The 21,402-nt window shown below is 68.9% G+C and carries 20 protein-coding genes; 12 read left to right on the top strand and 8 right to left on the bottom strand.

The genetic code is table 11. From position 1 onward, the window contains the following. Positions 1 to 281 precede the first annotated feature (281 nt). Genes ACTVZP_RS16885 through ACTVZP_RS16875 form a run of 3 tightly spaced genes read right to left on the bottom strand, consistent with a single transcriptional unit; the run spans position 282 to position 2,780 of the window. Positions 282 to 374, bottom strand: coding sequence for a DUF2474 domain-containing protein (locus ACTVZP_RS16885; RefSeq protein WP_443213331.1), 93 nt, complete (start codon positions 372 to 374; stop codon positions 282 to 284). Continuing rightward, positions 374 to 1,381 (bottom strand): cytochrome d ubiquinol oxidase subunit II, encoded by a 1,008-nt coding sequence (cydB, locus tag ACTVZP_RS16880; protein ID WP_443213330.1) that lies wholly within the window; start codon positions 1,379 to 1,381, stop codon positions 374 to 376. The genes ACTVZP_RS16885 and cydB overlap by 1 nt, the downstream gene beginning before the upstream one ends. 1 nt (position 1,382) lies before the next feature. Beyond that, positions 1,383 to 2,780 (bottom strand): cytochrome ubiquinol oxidase subunit I, encoded by a 1,398-nt coding sequence (locus ACTVZP_RS16875; protein WP_443213329.1) that lies wholly within the window; start codon positions 2,778 to 2,780, stop codon positions 1,383 to 1,385. A gap of 206 nt (positions 2,781 to 2,986) precedes the next feature. Here ACTVZP_RS16875 and ACTVZP_RS16870 point away from each other — a divergent pair, with 206 nt between their 5' ends. Genes ACTVZP_RS16870 through ACTVZP_RS16860 form a run of 3 tightly spaced genes read left to right on the top strand, consistent with a single transcriptional unit; the run spans position 2,987 to position 5,217 of the window. Continuing rightward, a complete protein-coding gene (locus ACTVZP_RS16870) occupies positions 2,987 to 3,796 on the top strand; it encodes a cyclase family protein (protein ID WP_443213328.1) in 810 nt (269 codons plus the stop codon). 42 nt (positions 3,797 to 3,838) lie between these two features. Further along, on the top strand, positions 3,839 to 4,246 hold the full coding sequence (locus ACTVZP_RS16865; RefSeq protein ID WP_443213327.1) for a carboxymuconolactone decarboxylase family protein: 408 nt from the start codon (positions 3,839 to 3,841) through the stop codon (positions 4,244 to 4,246). Further along, positions 4,243 to 5,217, top strand: a complete 975-nt coding sequence (locus ACTVZP_RS16860; protein ID WP_443213326.1) for a quinone oxidoreductase family protein — start codon at positions 4,243 to 4,245, stop codon at positions 5,215 to 5,217. The genes ACTVZP_RS16865 and ACTVZP_RS16860 overlap by 4 nt, the downstream gene beginning before the upstream one ends. Positions 5,218 to 5,245: 28 nt before the next feature. Here the strand turns inward: ACTVZP_RS16860 and ACTVZP_RS16855 are convergent, their stop codons facing one another. Further along, positions 5,246 to 5,470, bottom strand: coding sequence for a hypothetical protein (locus ACTVZP_RS16855; protein ID WP_443213325.1), 225 nt, complete (start codon positions 5,468 to 5,470; stop codon positions 5,246 to 5,248). A gap of 409 nt (positions 5,471 to 5,879) precedes the next feature. Next, the gene (locus ACTVZP_RS16850; protein WP_443213324.1) at positions 5,880 to 6,752 is read right to left on the bottom strand and encodes a glutathione S-transferase; all 873 of its coding nucleotides are present in this window, start codon (positions 6,750 to 6,752) and stop codon (positions 5,880 to 5,882) included. 224 nt (positions 6,753 to 6,976) lie between these two features. Between ACTVZP_RS16850 and aroQ the strand changes: the two genes are divergently transcribed. The 9 genes from aroQ to ACTVZP_RS16805 all read left to right on the top strand — a co-directional run bounded on the left by aroQ (position 6,977) and on the right by ACTVZP_RS16805 (position 15,711). Continuing rightward, entirely contained in the window at positions 6,977 to 7,414 is a 438-nt protein-coding gene (gene aroQ, locus ACTVZP_RS16845; RefSeq protein ID WP_443213323.1) for a type II 3-dehydroquinate dehydratase, read from the top strand. Positions 7,415 to 7,523: 109 nt separating this feature from the next. Beyond that, positions 7,524 to 8,777 (top strand): efflux RND transporter periplasmic adaptor subunit, encoded by a 1,254-nt coding sequence (locus tag ACTVZP_RS16840; protein WP_443213322.1) that lies wholly within the window; start codon positions 7,524 to 7,526, stop codon positions 8,775 to 8,777. Next, entirely contained in the window at positions 8,777 to 9,478 is a 702-nt protein-coding gene (locus tag ACTVZP_RS16835) for an ABC transporter ATP-binding protein (RefSeq protein ID WP_443213321.1), read from the top strand. Before ACTVZP_RS16840 ends, ACTVZP_RS16835 begins: the two co-directional genes overlap by 1 nt. Before the next feature lies 1 nt (position 9,479). Continuing rightward, positions 9,480 to 10,685 carry an ABC transporter permease gene (locus ACTVZP_RS16830; RefSeq protein WP_443213320.1) on the top strand — a complete coding sequence of 402 codons (1,206 nt, stop codon included), beginning with the start codon at positions 9,480 to 9,482 and terminating at the stop codon, positions 10,683 to 10,685. A 225-nt stretch (positions 10,686 to 10,910) separates the two neighbouring features. Next, on the top strand, positions 10,911 to 12,050 hold the full coding sequence (locus ACTVZP_RS16825; protein WP_443213319.1) for a TRAP transporter substrate-binding protein: 1,140 nt from the start codon (positions 10,911 to 10,913) through the stop codon (positions 12,048 to 12,050). Positions 12,051 to 12,101: 51 nt separating this feature from the next. Continuing rightward, a complete protein-coding gene (locus ACTVZP_RS16820; RefSeq protein WP_443213318.1) occupies positions 12,102 to 12,674 on the top strand; it encodes a TRAP transporter small permease subunit in 573 nt (190 codons plus the stop codon). Between the two features lie 121 nt (positions 12,675 to 12,795). Next, positions 12,796 to 14,217, top strand: coding sequence for a TRAP transporter large permease (locus ACTVZP_RS16815; protein WP_443213317.1), 1,422 nt, complete (start codon positions 12,796 to 12,798; stop codon positions 14,215 to 14,217). Further along, complete coding sequence (locus ACTVZP_RS16810) at positions 14,204 to 15,559, top strand: amidase (RefSeq protein WP_443213316.1); 1,356 nt, start codon at positions 14,204 to 14,206, stop codon at positions 15,557 to 15,559. The genes ACTVZP_RS16815 and ACTVZP_RS16810 overlap by 14 nt, the downstream gene beginning before the upstream one ends. Beyond that, positions 15,556 to 15,711, top strand: a complete 156-nt coding sequence (locus ACTVZP_RS16805) for a hypothetical protein (RefSeq protein ID WP_443213315.1) — start codon at positions 15,556 to 15,558, stop codon at positions 15,709 to 15,711. Before ACTVZP_RS16810 ends, ACTVZP_RS16805 begins: the two co-directional genes overlap by 4 nt. A gap of 99 nt (positions 15,712 to 15,810) precedes the next feature. Here the strand turns inward: ACTVZP_RS16805 and ACTVZP_RS16800 are convergent, their stop codons facing one another. The 3 genes from ACTVZP_RS16800 to ACTVZP_RS16790 are packed head-to-tail and all read right to left on the bottom strand — an operon-like array spanning position 15,811 to position 21,402. Further along, positions 15,811 to 18,027 (bottom strand): antifreeze protein, encoded by a 2,217-nt coding sequence (locus ACTVZP_RS16800; protein ID WP_443213314.1) that lies wholly within the window; start codon positions 18,025 to 18,027, stop codon positions 15,811 to 15,813. Between the two features lies 1 nt (position 18,028). Continuing rightward, positions 18,029 to 18,487, bottom strand: a complete 459-nt coding sequence (locus tag ACTVZP_RS16795) for a pyruvate/2-oxoglutarate dehydrogenase complex (protein WP_443213313.1) — start codon at positions 18,485 to 18,487, stop codon at positions 18,029 to 18,031. Continuing rightward, entirely contained in the window at positions 18,484 to 21,402 is a 2,919-nt protein-coding gene (locus tag ACTVZP_RS16790; RefSeq protein WP_443213312.1) for a caspase family protein, read from the bottom strand. Before ACTVZP_RS16790 ends, ACTVZP_RS16795 begins: the two co-directional genes overlap by 4 nt.

Below are 21,402 nucleotides of genomic sequence, written 5' to 3'. Positions count from 1 at the left end.
ATACGATAGATCATCCATGCCCGCGCGCTTTCCGCACGTCACGGATTGATCCTTCCCCGCCTCTGTCCAGCCCGACGAGCCGACCGACCGATGCCGACACCGGTCAGAAGGTTCGCGCCCTTTCGCGCCGTCTTGAGCCCGATTATCCTCGTCTCGACGGGCGATGGCTTTCGGGCCGAGCCGGCGAAGCGGACGATGATGCTTGAGCGTGGCGGGCTCCGTCCCCGACGGATCCACGACCGTCGGCACCGGCTTATCGACGAAGCCGAATGGACGGGCCGCTAGAGCAGGACAGACCGGATCGCCAGCGCCACTGCCGAGACCGTGGCCACCCCTGCCAGCCAGAGCAGGAGGAACCAGCCGATCCTTCGCATCAGTGGTAGCCCTCGTCTGCATCGATCTTCCCGCGGAACACCCAGTAGGTATAGGCCGTATAGGCAAGGATGATCGGCACCAGCACGAGTGTGCCGAAGAGGGTGAAGAGCAGGCTTTCACCCGGCGCCGCCGCCTCGACGATGGTGAGTTCCGGCGGGACCATCATCGGATAGAAGCTGATCCCGATTCCGACGAAGGCCAGCACGAAGAGGCCGAGCGCGCAGAGGAAGGGGGCGTAGTCGTCGCCTCTCTCGAGCCCGCGCCAGAGCCGGAGAGCCACCAGCGCCACCAGCACCGGCACCGCGAGCGACCAGACCATCGTCGGCCATCGGAACCACCGTTCGGCATAGACGGCATCCTGCAGAGGCGTGAAGATACTGACCAGTCCGAGGAATCCCAGCGTCGCGAGGGACAGCGGCCGGGCGAGGCGGCGCATGTGCTCCTGCACGCGGCCTTCGAGTTTCATGTTGCACCAGGTGGCGCCCAGAAGCGCATAGCCGGTGGCGACCGCCACGCCGGAGAGGATCGAGAAGGGCGTAAGCCAGTCGAACCAGCCGCCTGCATAGGCACGGTTCTCGACCTCGATCCCCTGCACCAGCGCCCCGAGCGCGATCCCCTGCATCAACGCCGCCACCAGCGATCCGCCGAAAAAGGCCCAGTCCCAGAGCCGCTTCCAGCGCACCGTCCGCCAGCGGTATTCGAAGGCCACTCCCCGGAAGACCAGCGCGAGCAGCATGCCCACGACGGGAACGTAGAGCGCGGGCATGACGACGGCATAGGCCAGCGGGAAGACCGCGAAGAGCCCGCCGCCGCCCAGCACGAGCCAGGTCTCGTTCCCGTCCCAGATCGGGGCCACGGAGTTCATCATCACGTCCCGCTCGCGTTCGTCCTTGGCGAAGGGAAAGAGGATCCCCACGCCGAGGTCGAACCCGTCGAGGATCACGTAGACCAGCACGGCGAAGGCGATGATCCCGGCCCAGATGAAGGAAAGCTCCAGTCCCAGCATGTCAGTCGCTCCTCTCGCGCGGGTCCTCGTGCAGGCCGGGCGTGAGGCCCGCCGTGCGGATCGGCCCGTCGCGCAGACCCATGCGCTCGGTCCCCGGCCGCATCGACATCATGCGCAGCAGATAGAAGGTGCCCGCGCCGAAGACGAAGAAATAGACCACGATGAAGGCCACGAGCGACGTGCCCACCGCCGAGGCATCGAGCGGCGAGAGGCTGTCGGAGGTGCGCAGATGCCCGTAGACGGTCCAGGGCTGGCGGCCGACCTCGGTCGTGATCCAGCCCGCCAGCACGGCGACGAAGCCCGCCGGCCCCATCGCAAGCGCCGTGCGGTGAAGTGCCGGCCAGTCGTAGAGCCGGCCGCGAAAGCGGGCCCAGAGCGACCAGAGGCCAAGGCCCAGCATCAGCATCCCGAGCGTCACCATCACGCGGAACGACCAGAAGACGATGGCCACCGGGGGCTGCTCGTCGCGCGGCACCCCGTCGAGCCCGTCAAGCGGGGCGTTCAGCGAGTGCTTCAGGATCAGGCTCGAGAGCTTGGGGATCTCGACCGACCAGCGCATCTCCTGCGCCTCCTGGTCGGGCAGGCCGAAGAGGATCAGCGGCGCGCCCTCGGGGTGGCTTTCGAAATGGCCCTCCATCGCCATGACCTTCACCGGCTGATGCTCGAGCGTGTTCAGCCCGTGCATGTCGCCCGCGAGGATCTGGATCGGAGCCACGACGAGGATCATGCCGGTCGCCATCGAGAACATGCGCCGCGTGGCGGGGTTGGTCCGGTCGCGCAGCAGATGGTAGCCCGCCGTCCCCGCCACCACGAGCGCGGTGGTCAGGTAGGCCGCCAGCACCATGTGGACGAGCCGGTAGGGGAAGGAGGGGTTGAAGATGATCGCCCACCAGTCCTCGGGCAGGAACTGGCCGTTCTCGCCCATCGAGAAGCCTGCGGGCGTGTGCATCCAGCTGTTCACCGCAAGGATCCAGGTGGCCGAGATGAGCGTGCCGATGGCGACCATCGCGGTGGCCAGCATGTGCAGCCCGTCGCCCACGCGTTTGCGCCCGAAGAGCATGATCCCGAGGAAGCCCGCCTCGAGGAAGAAGGCGGTCAGCACCTCGTAGGCCATGAGCGGGCCCACCACCGGCCCGGCCCGGTCCGAGAAGACCGCCCAGTTGGTGCCGAACTGGTAGGACATGACGATCCCCGAGACGACGCCCATCCCGAAGGCGACGGCAAAGATCTTCTTCCAGTGGTTGAAGAGCGTGAGGTAGCTCTCGTCCCGTGTCCGCAGCCAGAGGGCATTCAGCACGGCGAGGTAGCTTGCCAGCCCGATCGAGAAGGCGGGGAAGATGATGTGGAACGACACGGTAAACGCGAACTGGATCCGTGCCAGGATTTCCGCGGTCAGCATGGTGTCTGCTCTCGTTTTTCCGGGCGCTCGATGCCCCATCTAGTGCCGCGACGGGCGGGACAAGGCGTTCACGAGACTTTGCACATGCAGAAGGCAGCCCGCGCGGCGCGAGGAAATTGCATCCCGACGGGCGCCGGGAAGCTTGACAGGTCGTGCATCTCGGGCAGGCTGGCCCTCTCATAAAACAAGCAACTGGAGGGAACCTTATGTGCGACATCTGCGTGACCAATGCCGTCAAGGAGCGGATGCTCTCGCGCCGCGGCCTCTTCCGCGGTGCGGCCGGGATGGCGGCTGCGGGGGCGGTGTTTCAGGCTCCGGCCGCGCTGGCGCAGGGGCACCAGTCCGTCGAGGACCTGACCCATGAGCTGCACGAGGGCTTCCCGACCTTCTTCGGCGAGCAGCAGTTCTTCTTCGACCAGAAGTTCAACTACGCCGAGCACAAGTTCAATCTGGCCGAGTTCCGGGTGAACGAGCATACGGGCACCCATATCGACGCGCCGCTGCATTTCTCGGCCGACGGGATGAGCGTGGCCGAGATCCCGGTGGGCAACCTTGTGGTGCCGCTCTGCATCGTGGACATCGCCGCCAAGGCTGAAGAGAACCCGGATGCGCAGCTGACGCCGGACGACCTCAAGGCCTGGATCTCCGAGCATGGCGAGATCCCGGCCAACGCCTGCGTCGCGATGCACTCGGGCTGGGGCAAGCACGTCACGACGGAACGCTACCGCAACGCAGGGGCCGACGACATGGGCCATTATCCCGGCTTCCACGTCGAGGCGGCGCAGATGCTGCTCGAGACGCAGGCGGGCTCGATCGGGGTGGATACGCTCTCGCTCGACCACGGCATGTCGCCGGATTTCGCCACCCATTACGCCTGGCTGCCCTCGGGCCGCTTCGGCATCGAGTGCCTGGCCAATCTGGACAAGCTGCCCGCCACCGGTGCTACTCTCGTCGTCGGCGCGCCCAAGCACCGTGGCGGCTCCGGCGGTCCGGCCCGCGTCATCGCGCTGATCTGACGAGACCCCGGCCCTTCGGGGCCGGCCCAACCCGAGGACCCCATGGCCACAGTCCGGCTGCTGACCGACGAGGAGGCCGACCGCGATCCGCGTGTCGCAGCCGTCTTCGCCGACATCCGCGCGACGCGGAAGACCGATTTCATCAACAACTTCTGGCGTGCGCTGGCCAGCCAGCCCGAGCTTCTGGAAAGCACCTGGAACCGGCTGAAGCAGGTGATGGCGCCGGGTGCGCTCGATCCGCTGACGAAGGAGCTGCTCTACATCGCCGTCTCGGCGACGAACGGCTGCTCCTACTGCGTCCATTCCCACACCGCCGCCGCCCGCGCCAGGGGCCTGACCGAGGCGCAGGAGGCCGAGTTCCTCGCCGTGCTCGGCATGGCGGCCCAGACCAACCAGCTCGTGACGGCCCTTCAGGTGCCCGTCGATGCAGCCTTCCAGGTGGAACCATGACCGACTTCGCAATCATCGCCGCCCGTCCGGGCGGACCCGAGGTGCTCGAATGGGCCGAGCGGCCGGCAGGCCGTCCCGGTCCCGGCGAGGTGCGCCTGCGCCAGACCGCCGTTGGGCTCAACTTCATCGACTGCTACTTCCGCTCGGGCCTCTATCCCTGGCCGGGCGAAGAGCTCATCCCCGGCGGCGAGGCCGCGGGCGTCATCGAGGAGCTGGGCGAGGGGGTGACCGGCTTTGCCCCAGGCGACCGCGTGGCCTACACAACGCCCAACGGGGCCTGCCGCACGGCCCGCGTCCTGCCCGCCGACCGGGTGGTGAGGCTGCCCGAGGGCGTGTCCGACGAGGTCGCGGCCTCGATCATGCTGAAGGGCCTGACCGCGCATTACCTCATCCACTCCAGCTTCCGGGTCGAGGCGGGGCATCACGTCCTCGTCCATGCCGCGGCGGGTGGTGTGGGCCAGCTTCTCGGCCAGTGGCTTAAGGCGAAGGGAGCCGTTACCATCGGCACGGCCGGAGGCCCCGAGAAGACCGAGCTCGCGAAGCAGAACGGCTACGAGCACGTCATCGACTATTCGGCCGCGGATTTTGCCGAGGCGGTGCGCGAGATCACCGGCGGGCGCGGCTGCGACGTGGTCTACGACTCGGTCGGCCGCACCACCTGGTGCGGATCGCTGAAAAGCCTGCGTCCCCGCGGCAGCTTCGTCTGCTTCGGCCAGTCCTCGGGGCCGCTGGACGAGTTCCGCTTCTCGGACCTGGCGTCGGGCAGCTTCACGGCGAACCGGCCATCGCTCTTCCACTACGTCGCGACGCGGCAGGAACTCGAGGAGCGGGCGGCGGATCTTTTCGCCATGGTCGCCGAGGGGCGGCTGGTTCCGCACATCGGCCAATCATTCGCCCTGAAGGATGCTGCCGAGGCCCATCGTGCGCTGGAGGGTCGCCGCACGACCGGGGCGACGATCCTGCGCCCCTGAGGCGGTGGGGCGGCGGGGACGCCGCCTCTCAACTCCGGGACAGATGCGGGCGGATGCGCGACAGGACCTCATAGGTGTCTTCCGGCACGCGGACCCATGGCCAGCCGGCCGAAGCGGAATAGGCGCTCCACGCCGCATGCGCATCCTCGAGCGCCACGGCGCAGCCACGCAGGCTGAGTGCATGGCGGATCTTCCGCACGAACTCGAGACGGTTTTCGGGCACCGGACCCATCTGCCCGGGATAGACCAGCATCTTCACGTCATCACACTCCCGGTCGGTCGAGTCCGTCAGTTGCCTTCGCCACCGGTTCTGCAAGTGCCGTGCCCAAGGCCAGCCCGGGCGGTCGGGACGCACCGGGATTTCCGATGCTGCAGTCGTGCTCCTTTCCGGATCGTGGTTCCATGCGGCGCAACCGCTCGGACGAGGAGCGGAAAATGTGTCGAACTGACCGGAACTCGGGCGACGGGATCACGCGATGCCGCCGCAGCGTGCAGGATCGGAATGCCGGGCGGGCGGTCGGTGTGCGGACAATGGAGGCTCGGCCCCTCGCGGCACCGCCCCTTGCGGGCGCACCGTCCTTCCCACTTGGCGCATGGCCCGATCAGTGGCGGCACGAAGCCGGCCGCAGACGATCGGCCACGCGGAGGTCCTGCCTCTTCTGTCAGGTGCGGAGCAGCGCCATGAAGGCCGGCCACGCCTCCGGGTCGGCAACGGTCTTGTCGCGGCAGAAGGAGTTGCAGAAGCCGAAGATCCGCCCCTCGACCTCCATCAGGTCCGTTACCGGCTTGCCGGAATAGGGGCAGGCGGCGTTCTCTGCCTGACCTTCGGCGACAGGCCGGGCTGCGAGCGGGGCGGGGCCCGGCCAGGGCCGCTGCGGCCAGGATCGCCGGTAGACGTCCTGGTCGGCGCCGTCCACGAGACCCATCGCGCGCCAGCGGCGGAAGGAGGGATGGGCCAGGTGAGCGGCGACATAGGCCGCGGCCTCCGCCCCCACGCTCAGCCCGTATCCTGCGATCCGCGCGGCTACGGGAGAGAAGAAGGCATCCGCCGCGCTGTAGTCGCCGCAGAGCCAGAGGCCGGATCCGCCGCAGCGCGCGCGCGCGTCTGCCCAGACGGTCTCGAGCCGGTCGAGATCGGACACCACCTCCGGAGGCGGGGCGCAGTCGTGATAACTGATGCGAAGGTTCATCGGGCAGTGGCTGCGCAGCGCCGAAAAGCCTGCATGCATTTCCGCGGCCAGCGTCCGCGCCACCGCGCGGTGCTCGGGATCGGCGGGCCACAGGCCGGCGTCGGGATGGCGAGAAGCGAGTTCCTCGGCGATGGCAAGGCTTTCCGCCACGACCGTGCCCGCAGGCGTCCTCATCACCGGCACCGTGCGGGCTGACGGGAACTTTGCGAGAAGCGCGGGAAGCTCGTCGGTGTAGAGCCGCGCCCGACTTACGCGGACGGGGATGCCGAAGGCATCGAAGAGAAGCCAGCCGCGCAGGCTCCAACTGGAATAGGCACGATCGCCGATGGCAAGCTCGTATGTCACGGGGCACCTCCTGTCGCGCCGAGACTAGACCCGCACCTTGCTGGCACCAAATGCCTATTGCTGAAGCACGCCATCACGCATGGCGATGCCGGCCCCGCGACGCGCCCGGAGGCCCGCCGTCCTTTGCCAAGGCCGTGCGGGCAGTGCGACGCACTGGAAAGGCGACCAGAGGAAGGGCATATCTCCGGCAGGTCGGGCCAGGCGCCCGGTCCGACGGAGGACGCATGACGAAGACGATCTACATCCTGAACGGCCCCAACCTGAACCTGCTCGGCCAGCGCCAGCCCGAGATCTACGGCAGCGACACGCTGGCCGACGTCGAGCGGCGCTGCACGGCCCTTGCGGCCGAACGGGGCTTCTCGGTCCGCCTGTTCCAGTCGAACCACGAGGGCGTCATCGTCGACCAGATCCACGAGGCGCGGCAGTCGGCCTGCGGCATCGTCATCAATCCCGGCGCCTATACCCACACCTCCGTCGCCATCCTCGACGCGCTCCATGCCTTCGACGGGCCGGTGATCGAGTGCCACATCTCGAACGTGCACAAGCGGGAGAGCTTCCGGCATCACTCCTATGTCAGCCTCCGCGCCGACGGGGTGCTCGCGGGTTTCGGGGTCGAGGGCTACGAGCTTGCCGTTCGGCGCATCTGCTCGCTCTGCGGCTGAGGCAGGCAATCGGGCGACCGGCCGACGGATGATCTGGCGCAAACCGTTCAAGACCCGGCTGCCCTATGCATGGGGCCGGTAGGCGGCGAGTGCCGCTAGGGAAGGAACGATGACTGACCGAAGCGACGAAATAGCCCGCATCCTCGACCGGCGCAGCCGGCGGCGACGGTGGCTCTGGCCGCTGCTGCTCGTGGCACTGCTGGCCGCCGCCGGTGCGGTGTGGCTCTCTCGGCGCGGGGGGGAGCCCGCGGTGACATATGTGACCGAGCCCGTCGGCCGTGGCGGGCTGATCGTGACGGTCACCGCCACGGGCACGGTCCAGCCGACGACGCAGGTCGAGGTCTCGTCGGAGCTCTCCGGCACGATCGCCGCGGTCGAGGTGGACTACAACGACGAGGTCGAGATCGGCCAGGCGCTCGCCCGTCTCGACGACACCCGACTCTCGGCGCAGGTCGCGAATGCCGAGGCCTCGCTCGCGGCGGCCGAAGGGCGGCTCGAACAGGCGAAGGCCACCGCCCGAGAGGCGGCCGAGAACTATGCCTCGAGCGCGGCGCTCGACAAGCGCGGCGTCGGCTCGCATCTCGACCTTGTCGCCACCGAGGCCGCCCACCAGCGTGCCGAGGCCGATGTGAGGATCGCCGCCGCCGACCTGACGCTGGCCGAGGCCAACCTCGAGGTGCAACGGGTGGATCTGGCGAAATCGGTCATCCGCTCGCCGATCAAGGGGATCGTGCTGGACCGTGCGGCAGAGACCGGACAGATCGTGGCCTCGTCGCTGAACACGCCGGTCCTCTTCACGCTGGCCGAGGATCTGGACCGGATGGAGCTGCGCGTCGACATCGACGAAGCCGATATCGGCCGTGTCCGCGTCGGCAACCGCGCGACCTTCAAGGTCGATGCCTATGCGTCGCGGAGCTTCAAGGCCGAGATCGTGCAGGTGCGCTACGCACCCGAGACGACGGACGGGGTCGTGACGTACAAGGCCATTCTGTCGGTGGACAACGCCGACCGGCTGCTTCGCCCCGGCATGACTGCCACGGCGACGATCACCGTGGCCGACGTGTCGGATGCGCTTCTCGTGCCGAACGCGGCGCTGCGCTTCGCCCCGCCGGCCGCCACCGCCACCGGAGGCTCGACCGGCAATCGCGGCGGAGGCCTTCTCGGCCTCATCATGCCGCGGCCACCGGGGCGGTCCGAAGAGCAGGCCGATCCGGAGGGGCCGACCCTCTGGGTGCTGCGCGGCGGTGCGCCGGTGTCGGTGCCCGTCGAAACCGGCGAGACTGACGGCCGGCGGACCGAGATCCGCGGCGGCGATCTTGCCGAGGGAGACGCCGTCATCACCGACCAGCGCGAGTCCGGCTGATGACCCGGACGCCGTTGATCGAACTCGATCGCATCAGCCGCATCTACGGCGAGGGAGAGGCCGAGGTGCGCGCTCTCGACGGCGTCGACCTGCGGATCGAGCGGGGCGAGTTCGTGGCCATCATGGGGCCCTCGGGGTCGGGCAAGTCCACGGCGATGAACATCATCGGCTGCCTCGACCGCCCCAGTTCGGGCCGCTACCTGTTCGAGGGCACGGATGTCTCGGACCTCGATCGCGACGGGCGGGCGCTGCTGCGCCGGCATTTCCTGGGCTTCGTCTTCCAGGGCTTCAATCTGCTTTCACGCACGACGGCGCTCGAGAATGTCGAGCTGCCGCTGATCTACAAGGGGTTGCCGCGCGCCGAGCGGGTGGAGAAGGCGAGGGCCGCACTCGCGCGCGTGGGCCTGGCGGGACGCGAGCATCACGATCCCTCCCAACTCTCGGGAGGCCAGCAGCAGCGGGTCGCCATCGCGCGGGCGCTGGCGGGCGAACCCATGGTGATCCTCGCCGACGAGCCCACGGGCAACCTCGACAGCCACAGGTCGCACGAGATCATGCAGCTGATGCAGGCGCTGAACCGGGAAGGGATCACCATCGTGATGGTCACGCACGAGGAGGACATTGCGGCCTATGCAGGCCGGCTCGTGGTCTTCATCGACGGCCGCGTCGCGCGCGACGAGCCCGTGCGGGCGAGGGCCTGAGATGCTCTGGGAAACGGTCCGCCTCGCCTTCATCGCCATCGTCAGGAACAAGCTCCGCTCGTTCCTGACCGTGCTCGGCGTCGTGATCGGGGTGGCCGCCGTCATCGCCATGGTGACGGTGGGGCAGGGCTCTTCGGCGCAGGTTTCGGCCAATGTGGCGAGCCTCGGGACCAATGTGCTGATCCTGCGGCCCGGCAAGCGGATGATGGGTCCGGGGGTGCGCGACACCTCGCCCGCCTTCACGCTGCGCGATGTCGAGGCCTTGCAGGAGCTGCCGGTGATCCGTGCCGTCGCACCCAACACCTCTTCGTCGCAGACGGTGGTCTACGGCAATGCGAACGCCACTACCTCGATCACCGGCTCGACGAGCGACTATCTCACCGTCTCGAACTGGGTGCTCGCCCGCGGGCGGGCCTTCACCCTCGCGGAAGAGCGGCAGGGGGCGGCCGCCTGCATCCTCGGCGAGACGGTGCGCCAGAAGCTCTTCGGGGCCGCCGACCCGCTTGACCGCACGGTGCGGATCAAGTCGATCTCCTGCACGGTGGTGGGCGTCCTGAAGGCAAAGGGCGCGGGGTCCTTCGGGCAGGATCAGGACGATCTGGTCCTCATGCCGATCCGCACCGTTCAGCGGCGGCTGGAGGGGGATCAGGATGTCTCGGGCATGTCCATCGCGCTTGACGAGGGCGTGTCGTCCACGCGCGGCATCCGCGAGATCAGCGCGCTGATGCGAGAGCGGCGCCGCATCGGGCCGGGGGACGAGGAGAATTTCTCGGTCACCGACATGAAGGAGATCGCCTCGATGCTGACCTCCATCAATACGGTCCTGGCGGGGCTGCTGTCTTCGGTGGCGGCGGTCAGCCTGCTCGTCGGCGGCATCGGGATCATGAACATCATGCTGGTCTCGGTCACCGAGCGGACGCGCGAGATCGGCATCCGTCTTGCCGTTGGGGCCACCGCCGGGCAGGTGCTGACCCAGTTCCTCGTCGAGGCGGTCGTCCTGTCCGTGCTCGGCGGCATGATCGGGATTGCGCTGGGACTGGGGCTGGCGCTCGTGGCCTCGCGCTACATGCTCATTCCCTTCACGCCGGATCCGCTGGTCGTGCTGATGGCCTTCGGCTTCTCTGCCCTCGTCGGGGTCCTGTTCGGCTTCTTTCCGGCCCGCCGGGCGGCGCGGCTTGATCCGATCGAGGCGTTGCGCCATCAGTAAAACGCCGGGGCGAGCTTGCTCCGAAAGCGGACCCTGCCCGCGCCGCAACCAGAAGATGAGTCCTGTCCGCCGCCGTCGCGGCTCGCCGGCGCCGACGCGGGGCCTTCCGTAGCGTCATCTCATCCCTATCGGCAACGCCGGCCGGAAATTGTTGAAATGTCGCTCCTTGCGGGCAACACTTCGGGGGCTGCGCTTGGGAGGGCGCGGCCAACTGGGAGGAAAGACATGACGGCTCTCGAGAAGAAGGCGGCGTATTCGCGTCGCTCGTTCCTGCGTACCGGTGCCTTGGCCGGTGGTGCGGCGGCGGGTTCTGTCCTGGCGGCTCCGGCCGTTCTGGCTCAGGCCCCGTTGGTTATGAAGATGCAGACATCCTGGCCGGCCTCGGACATCTGGATGGATTTCGCCCGCGAATACGTGACCCGCGTCGAGGAAATGTCGGGGGGCAGGCTGAAGGTGGACCTGCTGCCGGCCGGGGCCGTGGTCGGCGCCTTCCAGGTGATGGATGCGGTGCACGACGGCGTGATCGACGCCTCGCATTCGGTGTCGGCCTACTGGTACGGCAAGTCGAAAGCGGCCTCGTTCTTCGGCACCGGGCCCGTCTTCGGCGGCTCGGCCACGACGATGCTCAGCTGGTTCTACCAGGGCGGCGGGCAGGACCTCTACCGCGAGCTCACCCAGGACATCCTCGGCATGAACATCGTGGGCTTCTACGGCTTCCCGATGCCCGCGCAGCCCTTCGGCTGGTTCAAGACCGAAGTGGGCGGCGTGGCCGACATTCAGGGCTTCAAGTACCGGACCGTGGGCCTTGCCGCGGACCTGCTGCAGGCGATGGGCATGTCGGTGGCGCAGCTTCCGGGGGGCGAGATCGTGCCCGCGATGGAGCGCGGCGTGATCGACGCCTTCGAGTTCAACAACCCCTCGTCGGACATGCGCTTCGGCGCGCAGGACGTGGCGAAGAACTACTACCTCTCGTCCTATCATCAGGCGTCCGAGAGCTTCGAATACACCTTCAACCGCGACTTCTACGAGGATCTGGAGCCGGATCTCCAGGCGATCCTGAAATATGCGGTCGAGGCCGCCTCGACCTCGAACACGGCGCTGGCGCTGCGCCAGTATTCGGCCGATCTCGCGACGCTCGCCTCGGAGAACGGGGTGGCGGTCCACCGGACCCCGAAGGAGATCCTCGCAGGCCAGCTCGAGGCCTGGGACAAGCTGATCACCGACCTCGAGACCGACGAGTTCTTCAAGAAGGTCCTCGACAGCCAGCGCGCCTGGGTGGAACAGGTGAGCTACTACGAGCTGATGAACGCGGCCGATCTCGGCCTTGCCTACGAGCACCATTTCCCCGGCAAGCTTCAGCTTTGATGCGATCCGGCCCCGGGAGACGTTCCGGGGCCTCTTCCTGCGGGAGATCCCATGCACGCCTTCATCCGCTTCGCCGACCGGCTCTCGGCGGCCTTCGGCCATGCCTTCGGCTGGCTCGTGCTCCTCATGACGCTGGGCGTCAGCTACGAGGTCCTCGTGCGCTACGTCTTCAACGCGCCGACGCCCTGGTCGCTCGACGTCTCCTTCATCATGTACGGCACGCTCTTCATGATGGGCGGCGCCTACACGCTGTCGCGCAACGGACATGTGCGCGGCGACTTTCTCTACCGCATGTGGCGCCCGCGGACGCAGGCCACGGTGGATCTCGTGCTCTACATCCTCTTCTTCTTTCCGGGCATCACCGCGCTGATCCTGTCGGGCTGGAAATACTCCGCCCGGTCCTGGGGCTATGGCGAGGTGAGCGTGAACAGCCCCGCCGGCATCCCGATCTACCAGTTCAAGTCGGTGCTGGTGGCTGCCGGCATCCTCCTCTTCATTCAGGGACTGGCGCAGGTGTGCCGCTGCATCCTCTGCCTGCGCGACGGCTACTGGCTTTCGGGCGAGGAGGACGTGGAGGAGACCGAGGCGGCGCTCGTGCGCAGCCATGGAGGAGAATCGACATGACCTGCGCTTCCTTGCAACGGGAGGGACCGGGCGCGTGGCGCAGCCAGGCGCCTCAAGGTCCGTGCCCCGGCAGCCACTCCGTCCTGCCCGCGTTCCAGCCTTTCACCCAGGAGACGGCCGAGTGACCGACCCCCAAGTCGCCCTTCTCATGCTGGGCATCTTCATCTCGCTCGTCTTCCTCGGCTTTCCCATCGCCTTCACGCTCATGGCCCTCGGAATAGGCTTCGGCTACTACGCCTATTTCGACGCAAGCCGCATGTGGCGGGCCTTCAACCGGCTGGGCGAGGAGGCCGACGGCTGGACCTCGGCCACGACCTGGCTCGAGGGGTTCTTCAACAACCGGATCTTCGACCTCTTCATCAACCAGACCTACACGGTGATGTCGAACGAGGTGCTGACGGCGATCCCGCTCTTCCTCTTCATGGGCTATATCGTCGAGCGGGCGAACATCGTCGACCGGCTGTTCACCACGCTCAACATCGCCTCGAAGAACATCCCCGGCTCGATGGGGGTGGCGGCGCTGGTGACCTGCGCGCTCTTCGCGACGGCCACGGGCATCGTGGGGGCCGTGGTGACGCTGATGGGGCTGCTTGCGCTGCCCGCGATGCTGCGCGCGCGCTACGACCATTCCTTCGCCGCGGGCATCATCTGCGCGGGCGGCACGCTCGGCATCCTGATCCCGCCCTCGATCATGCTCATCGTCTATGCCGCGGCCTCTGGCGTCTCGATCGTCCGGCTCTATGCCGCGGCGCTCCTGCCGGGCCTCACGCTCGTCGGCCTCTACCTCGTCTACATCGTCGGCCGCTCGATCCTGCAACCGAGCGTCGCGCCGCGGCCCTCGAAGGACGAGGTGCCAGACGTGCCGGGGGGCAAGCTCTTCCTCATGCTGCTCACCTCGTTCTTCCCGCTCGCGGTGCTGATCCTTGCCGTGCTGGGCTCGATCCTCTTCGGGCTGGCGACGCCGACCGAGGCCGCCTCGATCGGCGCGCTCGGCGGGATGCTCCTTGCCGTGGCCTATCGCGCGATGACCTTCGACCGCCTGCGCGAGAGCGTCTATCTCACCGTGCGCACGACGGCGATGGTCTGCTGGCTCTTCGTCGGCTCCTACACCTTCTCGGCAGTCTTCTCCTACCTCGGGGGCGAGCAGCTCATCGCGGATTTCGTGGGCGGGCTGAACCTGACGCCGGTGCAGTTCCTGATCCTCGCGCAGATCATCATCTTCGTTCTCGGCTGGCCGCTGGAATGGTCCGAGATCATCATCATCTTCGTACCGATCTTCCTGCCGCTCCTGCGGATCTTCGACATTGACCCGCTGTTCTTCGGCGTGCTGGTGGCGCTGAACCTGCAGACCTCGTTCCTGACACCGCCCATGGCCATGTCGGCCTATTACCTGAAGGGCATCGCGCCGCCGCAGGTTCGGCTCACGCAGATCTTCGCGGGGTCTATGCCCTATGTGGGCATGGTCTTCGCCTGCATGGTGCTCATGTACATCTTCCCGCAGATCGTTTTCGCGCTACCGGAGTTCGTCTATGGGGCACGCTGATCCGAAGGGGGCGCTGCTCGCGCTTCCGGCCATCGACCTGAGGGAACGTCTCGCTTCGGGCTCGCTCCGGGCGGTCGAACTGGTCGAGGCCTGCCTCTCCCGGATTGCCGCGCGCGAGCCGGAGGTGCGCGCCTGGGCCTTCCTCGATGGCGACCATGCGCTGGCGCAGGCCCGCGCCCTCGATGCACGGCGGCAGAGCGGTGCGGCGATCGGCCCGCTGCACGGGCTGCCGGTCGGGGTGAAGGACGTGATCGACGTGAAGGGGATGCCCACGGGAAGCGGACTTGCGGGCGCTGGCCGGGTCGCGCAGGCGGATGCCTTCGTTGCGGCCCGTCTGCGGGCCGCGGGGGCGATCCTGATCGGCAAGACCGCGACCGCCGAGGCCGCCTTTCTGGAACCGCCCGCCACGCGCAACCCGCACGACCCGGCCTGCACTCCGGGCGGGTCCTCCTCGGGTTCGGCGGCGGCGGTCGCGGACGGAATGGTGCCCCTCGCCATCGGCACGCAGACCGGCGGATCGGTGATCCGCCCCGCCGCCTTCTGCGGCATCACCGGCTTCAAGCCGAGCTTCGGCCTGATCCCGCGGACGGGCGTTCTCAGCCAGTCCCCGAGCCTCGACACGATGGGCGTCTTCGGCCGCTCCGTCGCCGATGTGGCGCTGCTGGCCGATGCGCTGGCAGGACACGATCCCGCCGATCCGGCGACCGAACCGCAGCCGGCGCCGCGCATTTTCGAGACCGCCTCGGCCCAGCCGCCTGTCGTGCCGACGCTTGCCTTCGTCCGCCCGCCGGGCTGGGATGCGGCCACCGAGGAAATGCGCCTGGCGATTCAGGAACTGGCCGATGTCCTCGGTCGCGACTGCCTCGCCATGGAGTTGCCGGCGATCTTCCAGGAGGCATCCGACCTCCGGCGCCTGATCAACCTGGCCGAGATGGCCCACCACTACCGCGATCTGGCGCGAGGCGCGACGCTCTCGCCCCTTCTCAGCGCCGCGATCGAGGAAGGCGCTGCCATTCCGGCAGCCAGCTATCTCCGGGCTCTGGCTGCCCGCGGGGATCTGGCGACTGCCCTCGGGCCGGTGTTCCACCGCTGCGACGCCATTCTCTGCCCTGCCGCGCCCGGTCCCGCGCCGGGTCGCGAGACCACAGGCGACGCGATCTTCAACGGGCTCTGGACGCTCTGCGGCCTGCCCGCGATCACCCTGCCGGTCTTTACCTCTTCCGCCGGCATGCCGATGGGTGCGCAGCTGGTCGGCCCCCGCGGCGGCGATGCGCGGCTGCTTCGGACGGCGCGCTGGCTCGGCGACCGCCTCTCCCGCACCGCACAGGAGGACATCCGATGAGCCGACGCCTGTTGCCCCTCTTCGCGCTTCTCGTGCTTGCGGCCTTCCTCGGCATCCTTGTTGCCAAGGTTCCGCGGCTCGATCTCGGCCTCGTGGTCGCGGCGACGATGGTTCTCGCGGCCTGGGATCTCATCCGCGGGCCGCCGGCATAGCCACGCGACCCGCTTCGGTCATCCGGGGCTGTCAGGCCGGCGCCGAGGAGGCTTGCGTGGCCTTGCCATCCGCTCGGCAGATCCCTGTCGTGCCAGGGCCTAGACGGGAGCCAGCACTTCGGCGCAGCCCGCACCCCCGCGGATGGCCAGACCTGAGCGCGCGACAGCCGTTCCGCAGAGCGAGGCGATCGCGCCTGCCGCCTCGCCGGCGCCGTTGACTGCGGCCAGAGTGGCGGCGGTCGCCGCGCCCTCGGCACGCATGGCCTCGCGCTCCTGCGGGTCGAGCATCCGCTCCAGCGCCCGACCAAGCTGCATGTCCTCGCTCACCCGCAGCACGAGGCCAAGCCCGCGATCTTCGGCCCAGCGGGCCCGCAGAAGCTGCCGATCCTGTTCGGCATGTTCGTTGGGTGTCCAGATCGTGGGCAGCGCCCGCTCGAGATGCTCGACGAAGCTGTTGTAGCCGGCGGCTGCCAGGGCGAAGTCGAAGGCGCAAAGGTCACGGGCGAAAGGATAGCCGGTCATCGCGGCGATACCCGGCGGCAGGTCGTGCTCGTGCCGGGCAATCATCCAGCGCGCGACCGCGACGCCGATCCCCGGCCTGCCTCCCAGTCGCGACAGCGCCCGCGCCGCGAGGCTTCCGGTGGCGAAGTTGTTGCCCGAGCCGGGCGCCACGAGCACGTTGACATCGTGAGGATTGAGGCCGAGAGACGCGCAGGCGGCCTCGCGGCTGCGCATCGCGGACGCGTCGAGCAGGCGGATCGGCGCCACGTGCAGGGCCTCGGCGCGGCGCGCCGCCGTCGGCCCGTCGTCGAGCGCGGAGGCAGGATCGCCGGGCTCGATGATCAGGTCGAAGAATCCGCTGCGGTCGAGTGCCTCGGGATCCCGGCCGATGCCCCAGAAGCCGCGTCGGATCCAGATGCGGGCGATCTCGGGGGCAGCATCGAGGGCGGCGATCAGACCCATGAACGGGACGTTGCCGTCGAAGACCAGCGCGGAGGGCTGCCAGAAGCCGAAGGCAGCGGCCAGCGTCTCGGCGAGACCTGCGTTCCAGTGGGCGCGGGCCTGACCATAGGCTGCATGGTAGGGCAGGTGCTCGGCCGGGAAGCCCCAGCCACGCACCACGTCCACCGCCTGGGAATGGCTGAGGAAAACGGGTTCCACCCACGCCGGCAGGCGCCGCGCGATGGCGAGTTGCCGGGTGAGATGACCCATGCCGACGCCGTTCGTCGACAGGAAGAGCACGCGCTTGCGGGGGCGTGCGAGCACTGCCGGCGCGAAGCTGTCCGCCCGTGGAGGGCCTGTCACCTCCCGCACGCGGGCTACGAATGTCCGGGGAGAGAAAGGACCTGCGAGGGCATCCCTTGCCGCCGCAAGCAGATCCGCGGCAAGGCCCCGGTCTGCATGCAGGTCCAGTGCCCTTCGGGGCAGATCGTCAAGGCGGCCATAGAGCGCCGCCGCGCCGAAAGCGGAGCGACAGTCCGCCGGCAGGTAAGGAACGGTGCCTGCCCGAAGTGCCAGAAGCGCCTCGACGGGACAGGGGTCGTGATCGGCTTCGTCCGGATTGGCGAGGATGTCCACGAGCGACAGGAACCGCGAGAACGCGATCCGGTCGTCGGGCCAGACCTCGACCGGCGCGGCGCGCGGCCATGCGGGCCGCGGGACATCTGGCGGCAGACGCAATCGCCAGAGGGGGAGGGGTGCCGACATGCGGTCGGGCCGCAGGACGGGCCTCGACCGGGCGATGCGGGCGCTGCCGATCACGGGCCGGGCCCGCTCGCCCGGCCGATCCGGAACCTCGCCGAACTCGGGCGCCACCGGGGCCCAGGTGTCGGGCGTAAGCCTCCAGTCGGGCACGACATGGCAAAGCGCCTCGCGCGCTATGAGCGAGGTCGGCGCCCAGACCGGTGCTCCTCCCAAGGCCGTGGCCGCGGTCTCTGCCAGCCGATCGAGCTGCCGGCGCGGGAGGGCGGCAAGGGCGGCCGGACGCTCGACCGTCACGATCCGGTGCTGCGCCCGGATGCGGCTGTGCAACCGGAGCCCGTCGTGAAACAGGCGCGCGTCGAGGCAGAGCGCCAGCGCGCAATCGACCGACACGCCCGGTGCAAGGCGCGTTGCCGCGCCCGTGGCGAACAGATGCGCATGAACCGGATCCATGCGGTAGGGATCGGCCGCCACGCCCGCCGGAGCGACGGGCAGCACGCCCAGCCTGTATCCGGCCGCGGCGAGAGCGGCTGCTGCCGCGGCATGGCAGGGTGCTGCGATGTCGCCCACGCGCAGGTCGGCCAGCAGGCAGATGTCGAGGCGAACGACGCTCACCTCAGGTGGGGCGGCAGGTCATGCCCGAGCGGAAGGTGCCGCTGCCTCCGGGACCGAAAGAGACGGACTCGGTCGAGGCGCGCCCGCCTGCGAGGGTCACGATCGTGACCACGTAGATCCCGTCGCGCTCGCCGGGGGCCAGCTGGCCGTCCGCGCCGGGGTTCAGCATCAGATACGCGTCAAGCTCGATCCTCTGCCGGGCACCGTCGCCCCGGACCCGCGCCGTTGGCGGCGTGTCGTAGGAGGAACCTGCCGCCGAACGGCAGGCGACGGCGGCCGTGACCGGTCCCGAGTAGCGCAGCACCTGCAGCCCCGACCGGGAGGTTGCGGCGGTGGTGAAGCCGAGCGCCTGCAGCCGGGTCAGCTCGGCCTCGGCGGGAACGGTGCGTGCCGCCATTTCCGCGCAGCCCGAAAGAAAGAGGGCCGCGAGTGCCGCGGCGGCAGGATGGGTCCGTCTCATGGCGTTCTCTCCTCAACCATCGCCGAAAGCTCGGCCAGCGTGTCGAAGTCGATCCGGCCGCCCGGTGAAGGACGCCCGTGCGCGGCGAAGGCTGCGTCCAGCGCCGCACGTGTGGCGGGGCCGATCCGGCCGTCCGCGACGCCCACGTCCATGCCGAGGCGCCCCAGCAGGACCTGAGCCGCGCGCGCGCGCTCGTCTGCCGAATAGTTGGCTGCCGCACGCTCCGCCGCCTCGCGGGCCCTGGGGTCGTCGCCCATCCGGGCGGCCGAGGCGTAGAGTGTCAGCGCCTCGATGCGATCCGTGGCCACCCCGTGGCCTGTCTCGTGGAGGCGCCCAAGGTCGATCGCGGCCCAGGGAACTCCACCGTCCGCCGCCCGGCGATACCAGCGAGCAGCCTCGGCCATATCCGGTGCCGCTCCGTCATCGGAAGCAAAGGCTCGGGCCGCGTCGCGCGCGGCCCAGGGGTTCTGCCCGGCGTCCCGGACGTAGAGATCGCGGGCGCGGGCCAGATCCTTCGGTACGCCCCGGCCGGCCTCGTGAAGTCTCCCGAGTTCGCGCGCGGCGCCGCTCACGCGCGCGGCGAGCGCCTTCTGCAGCAGGTCCGCGGCGCGCTCCGGGTGGTCGAACAGCGGCTCTGTCGAGGCTTCGAGCCTGCCGAGCCGATAGATGGCCTCGGCATCGCCCTCGCGCGCCGCGCGGGTGTAGAGGCGTGCCGCGCTCTCGAGGTTCCGCTCGGTTCCCTGACGTTCTTCATACATGACGCCAAGTCGGGTCAGCGCATTCGGCACGCCGCGGCCGGCCGCCGTCTCGAACCAGAGGCGCGCCTGCCCATAGTCGCGGGGGATGCCGTCGCCGGTCTGGTACATGCGGGCGAGGCGGGTCTGGGCCGTCAGTTCGCCGCTCTTGGCGCCGGCAGTATACCAGCGCACGGCTTCGGCAGGGTCGCGCGGGACGCCCAGGCCCTTCTGGTAGAACTCGCCCAGGTTCGCCATCGCCCAGTCGTTGCCGCGCGCTGCAGCCTGTCGATAGTAGTCGAGGGCGATCCCGAGGTCCTCCGGCACCCCGACGCCCGCCCGGTAGATCCAGGCGAGCGCCGTCAGCGCGGCCGTCTCGCCCCGGCCGTTGGCTGCATCGAAGAGCTGCCTGGCCCTGGCATAGTCGCGCGGCACGGCCTGTCCATCGAGATACATCTGCCCGAGATAGACCATGGCCGAAGCATAGCCGGCATCGACCGCCTTCTGCTGCCAGTGCAGTGCCTCGTCGTAGCGGCCGGCGGCCCGGTAGCCGCGGGCCAGCTGCGCCCAGAAGCGGACGACCTCGGGATGGCGTTCCACCGCGATCTCGCAGACGGCAATGGCCGCATCGAAATTGCGGTCGAGGATGAACTGGCGCGTGCCCGCCGTAACGCGCTGGCTGTCGTAGGGATTCCCCGCAAGCATGTCGCAGGCGTCGACATAGGTCTCTACCGCCACGTTCAGCGGTTCGGTCGCGCCGCCCTCGCGCAGGGTCATTGCGGCAAATCCGTCCATCCCGCCGTTCGAGCCGATGCCCGGCAGGTAGTCGAGCCGCTCTCCCGCCGTCATCCAGCGCACCGATCCTGCTCCCAGCCGGTCGTCCCCGACGGTCACCGTGCCGAGCCTCGGCGCCGCGTCCACATGAACCCAGGCATCCGTGGCGGGGCCGTCGCTCACGGGCGCGGACCCTGTCCCGATCGGGACCGAGGTCGGCGCCCGGTCCAGCGTGGCCACGAGGTCCGCACGCGCCGAAGCGTCGGCCATGACCAAGCCGCGGGTGGGTTGCGGCAGGGACGTGTCCGAAACGAGGATCGCATCCGGGTCGCCACCCAACTCGCGGATCCTGGCCTTCGCCTCTTCCACGAAGGCGCCGCCGGGCATGGTGCGCACATAGGCGGCAAAGGCATCCAGCCGGGACGTGTCGCGGATCGAGCGCCAGAACGTGCGGTCGACCACGCGGCGCGGCGGCAATTCGCCCAGCGTGTCGGAATCGGTGCCCATGCCCGTCGTGGCGAGGCGAAGGTCGTCGATCGCGGGCTTGAAGTAGAAGCGGCTCTCCAGCGTGCTCGTGGTCCAGGCGATCTGCTGGCCCTCGGTGACTTCGCGCACTTCGCCCCGCACCCTCCGGAAGAGGTCGACGATCTCGAGGCCGGGCTCGTCGATGCTGGCCGCCAGCGACGTCGTATAGGGACTGTGCCGCCCGCTGCCGTCGAAGGCGACGGTCCCGGGCGCCGTGGCGAAGCTGATCAGGGTCTCTCCCCGGCCGGCCGACATCTCTGCAAGTCCGCCGCGGCTTGCCTCGGCCAGATCCTTCAGCCCTCGCTCGACGGCCTCGCGCGAGGCCCCGATCGAGATCGCCCGCGTCTCGATGGAAGTCGCGTCGCCTTTGGGTATCGCCACGAAGGGGTTGTTCCGGCAGGCGTCGAGAAGCACGAGGTTCAGCCGCGCCCCGGACCCTGCCATCACGTCCAGGAAAAGCTGCGCATCGACGGATTGCGCCTTGAGTTCCTCGATCGAGGAGGGCGCCACCGAGACCGGCAGCAGATAGTTCCGCCCGCCGATCTGCACCCCATGGCCCGCGTAGAAGAACAGCGCCTCGCTGCCCTCGCGCAGGCGGCTGCGGAAGGTGGCGAGGTCGGCCAGCATCGTCTCGCGGTCCGCATCGATGGTCTCGATCACCTCGAAGCCCGACTCCCAGAGCTTTTCGGCCACCAGCTCGGCATCGCCGGCGGGATTGGGCAGCGGCGGCACGTTGAGATAACCCGAGTTGCCCACCACCATGGCGACACGGGGCGGCGGGCCCTGCAGCACATCCTCCTGTGCAGCCACGTCTCCGCCCGAGCAGATCAGCACCAGCAGGACCGCCGCCCGCACCGGCCATCGCTGCTGCGCGCCGAGCAT

It is taken from the genome of Rhodobacter sp. NSM (assembly GCF_052244495.1).
Classification (GTDB): domain Bacteria; phylum Pseudomonadota; class Alphaproteobacteria; order Rhodobacterales; family Rhodobacteraceae; genus Cereibacter_A.
This window is presented reverse-complemented; position numbering and strand designations above follow the sequence as displayed.

Excerpts from the sequence above, each read along its gene's own strand:
- ACTVZP_RS16885 (WP_443213331.1), bottom strand. The coding sequence starts at position 374 with ATGCGAAGGATCGGCTGGTTCCTCCTGCTCTGGCTGGCAGGGGTGGCC.
- cydB (WP_443213330.1), bottom strand. The coding sequence starts at position 1,381 with ATGCTGGGACTGGAGCTTTCCTTCATCTGGGCCGGGATCATCGCCTTC.
- ACTVZP_RS16875 (WP_443213329.1), bottom strand. The coding sequence starts at position 2,780 with ATGCTGACCGCGGAAATCCTGGCACGGATCCAGTTCGCGTTTACCGTG.
- ACTVZP_RS16870 (WP_443213328.1), top strand. The coding sequence starts at position 2,987 with ATGTGCGACATCTGCGTGACCAATGCCGTCAAGGAGCGGATGCTCTCG.
- ACTVZP_RS16865 (WP_443213327.1), top strand. The coding sequence starts at position 3,839 with ATGGCCACAGTCCGGCTGCTGACCGACGAGGAGGCCGACCGCGATCCG.
- ACTVZP_RS16860 (WP_443213326.1), top strand. The coding sequence starts at position 4,243 with ATGACCGACTTCGCAATCATCGCCGCCCGTCCGGGCGGACCCGAGGTG.
- ACTVZP_RS16855 (WP_443213325.1), bottom strand. The coding sequence starts at position 5,470 with ATGCTGGTCTATCCCGGGCAGATGGGTCCGGTGCCCGAAAACCGTCTC.
- aroQ (WP_443213323.1), top strand. The coding sequence starts at position 6,977 with ATGACGAAGACGATCTACATCCTGAACGGCCCCAACCTGAACCTGCTC.
- ACTVZP_RS16840 (WP_443213322.1), top strand. The coding sequence starts at position 7,524 with ATGACTGACCGAAGCGACGAAATAGCCCGCATCCTCGACCGGCGCAGC.
- ACTVZP_RS16835 (WP_443213321.1), top strand. The coding sequence starts at position 8,777 with ATGACCCGGACGCCGTTGATCGAACTCGATCGCATCAGCCGCATCTAC.
- ACTVZP_RS16830 (WP_443213320.1), top strand. The coding sequence starts at position 9,480 with ATGCTCTGGGAAACGGTCCGCCTCGCCTTCATCGCCATCGTCAGGAAC.
- ACTVZP_RS16825 (WP_443213319.1), top strand. The coding sequence starts at position 10,911 with ATGACGGCTCTCGAGAAGAAGGCGGCGTATTCGCGTCGCTCGTTCCTG.
- ACTVZP_RS16820 (WP_443213318.1), top strand. The coding sequence starts at position 12,102 with ATGCACGCCTTCATCCGCTTCGCCGACCGGCTCTCGGCGGCCTTCGGC.
- ACTVZP_RS16810 (WP_443213316.1), top strand. The coding sequence starts at position 14,204 with ATGGGGCACGCTGATCCGAAGGGGGCGCTGCTCGCGCTTCCGGCCATC.
- ACTVZP_RS16805 (WP_443213315.1), top strand. The coding sequence starts at position 15,556 with ATGAGCCGACGCCTGTTGCCCCTCTTCGCGCTTCTCGTGCTTGCGGCC.
- ACTVZP_RS16795 (WP_443213313.1), bottom strand. The coding sequence starts at position 18,487 with ATGAGACGGACCCATCCTGCCGCCGCGGCACTCGCGGCCCTCTTTCTT.
- ACTVZP_RS16790 (WP_443213312.1), bottom strand. The coding sequence starts at position 21,402 with ATGCTCGGCGCGCAGCAGCGATGGCCGGTGCGGGCGGCGGTCCTGCTG.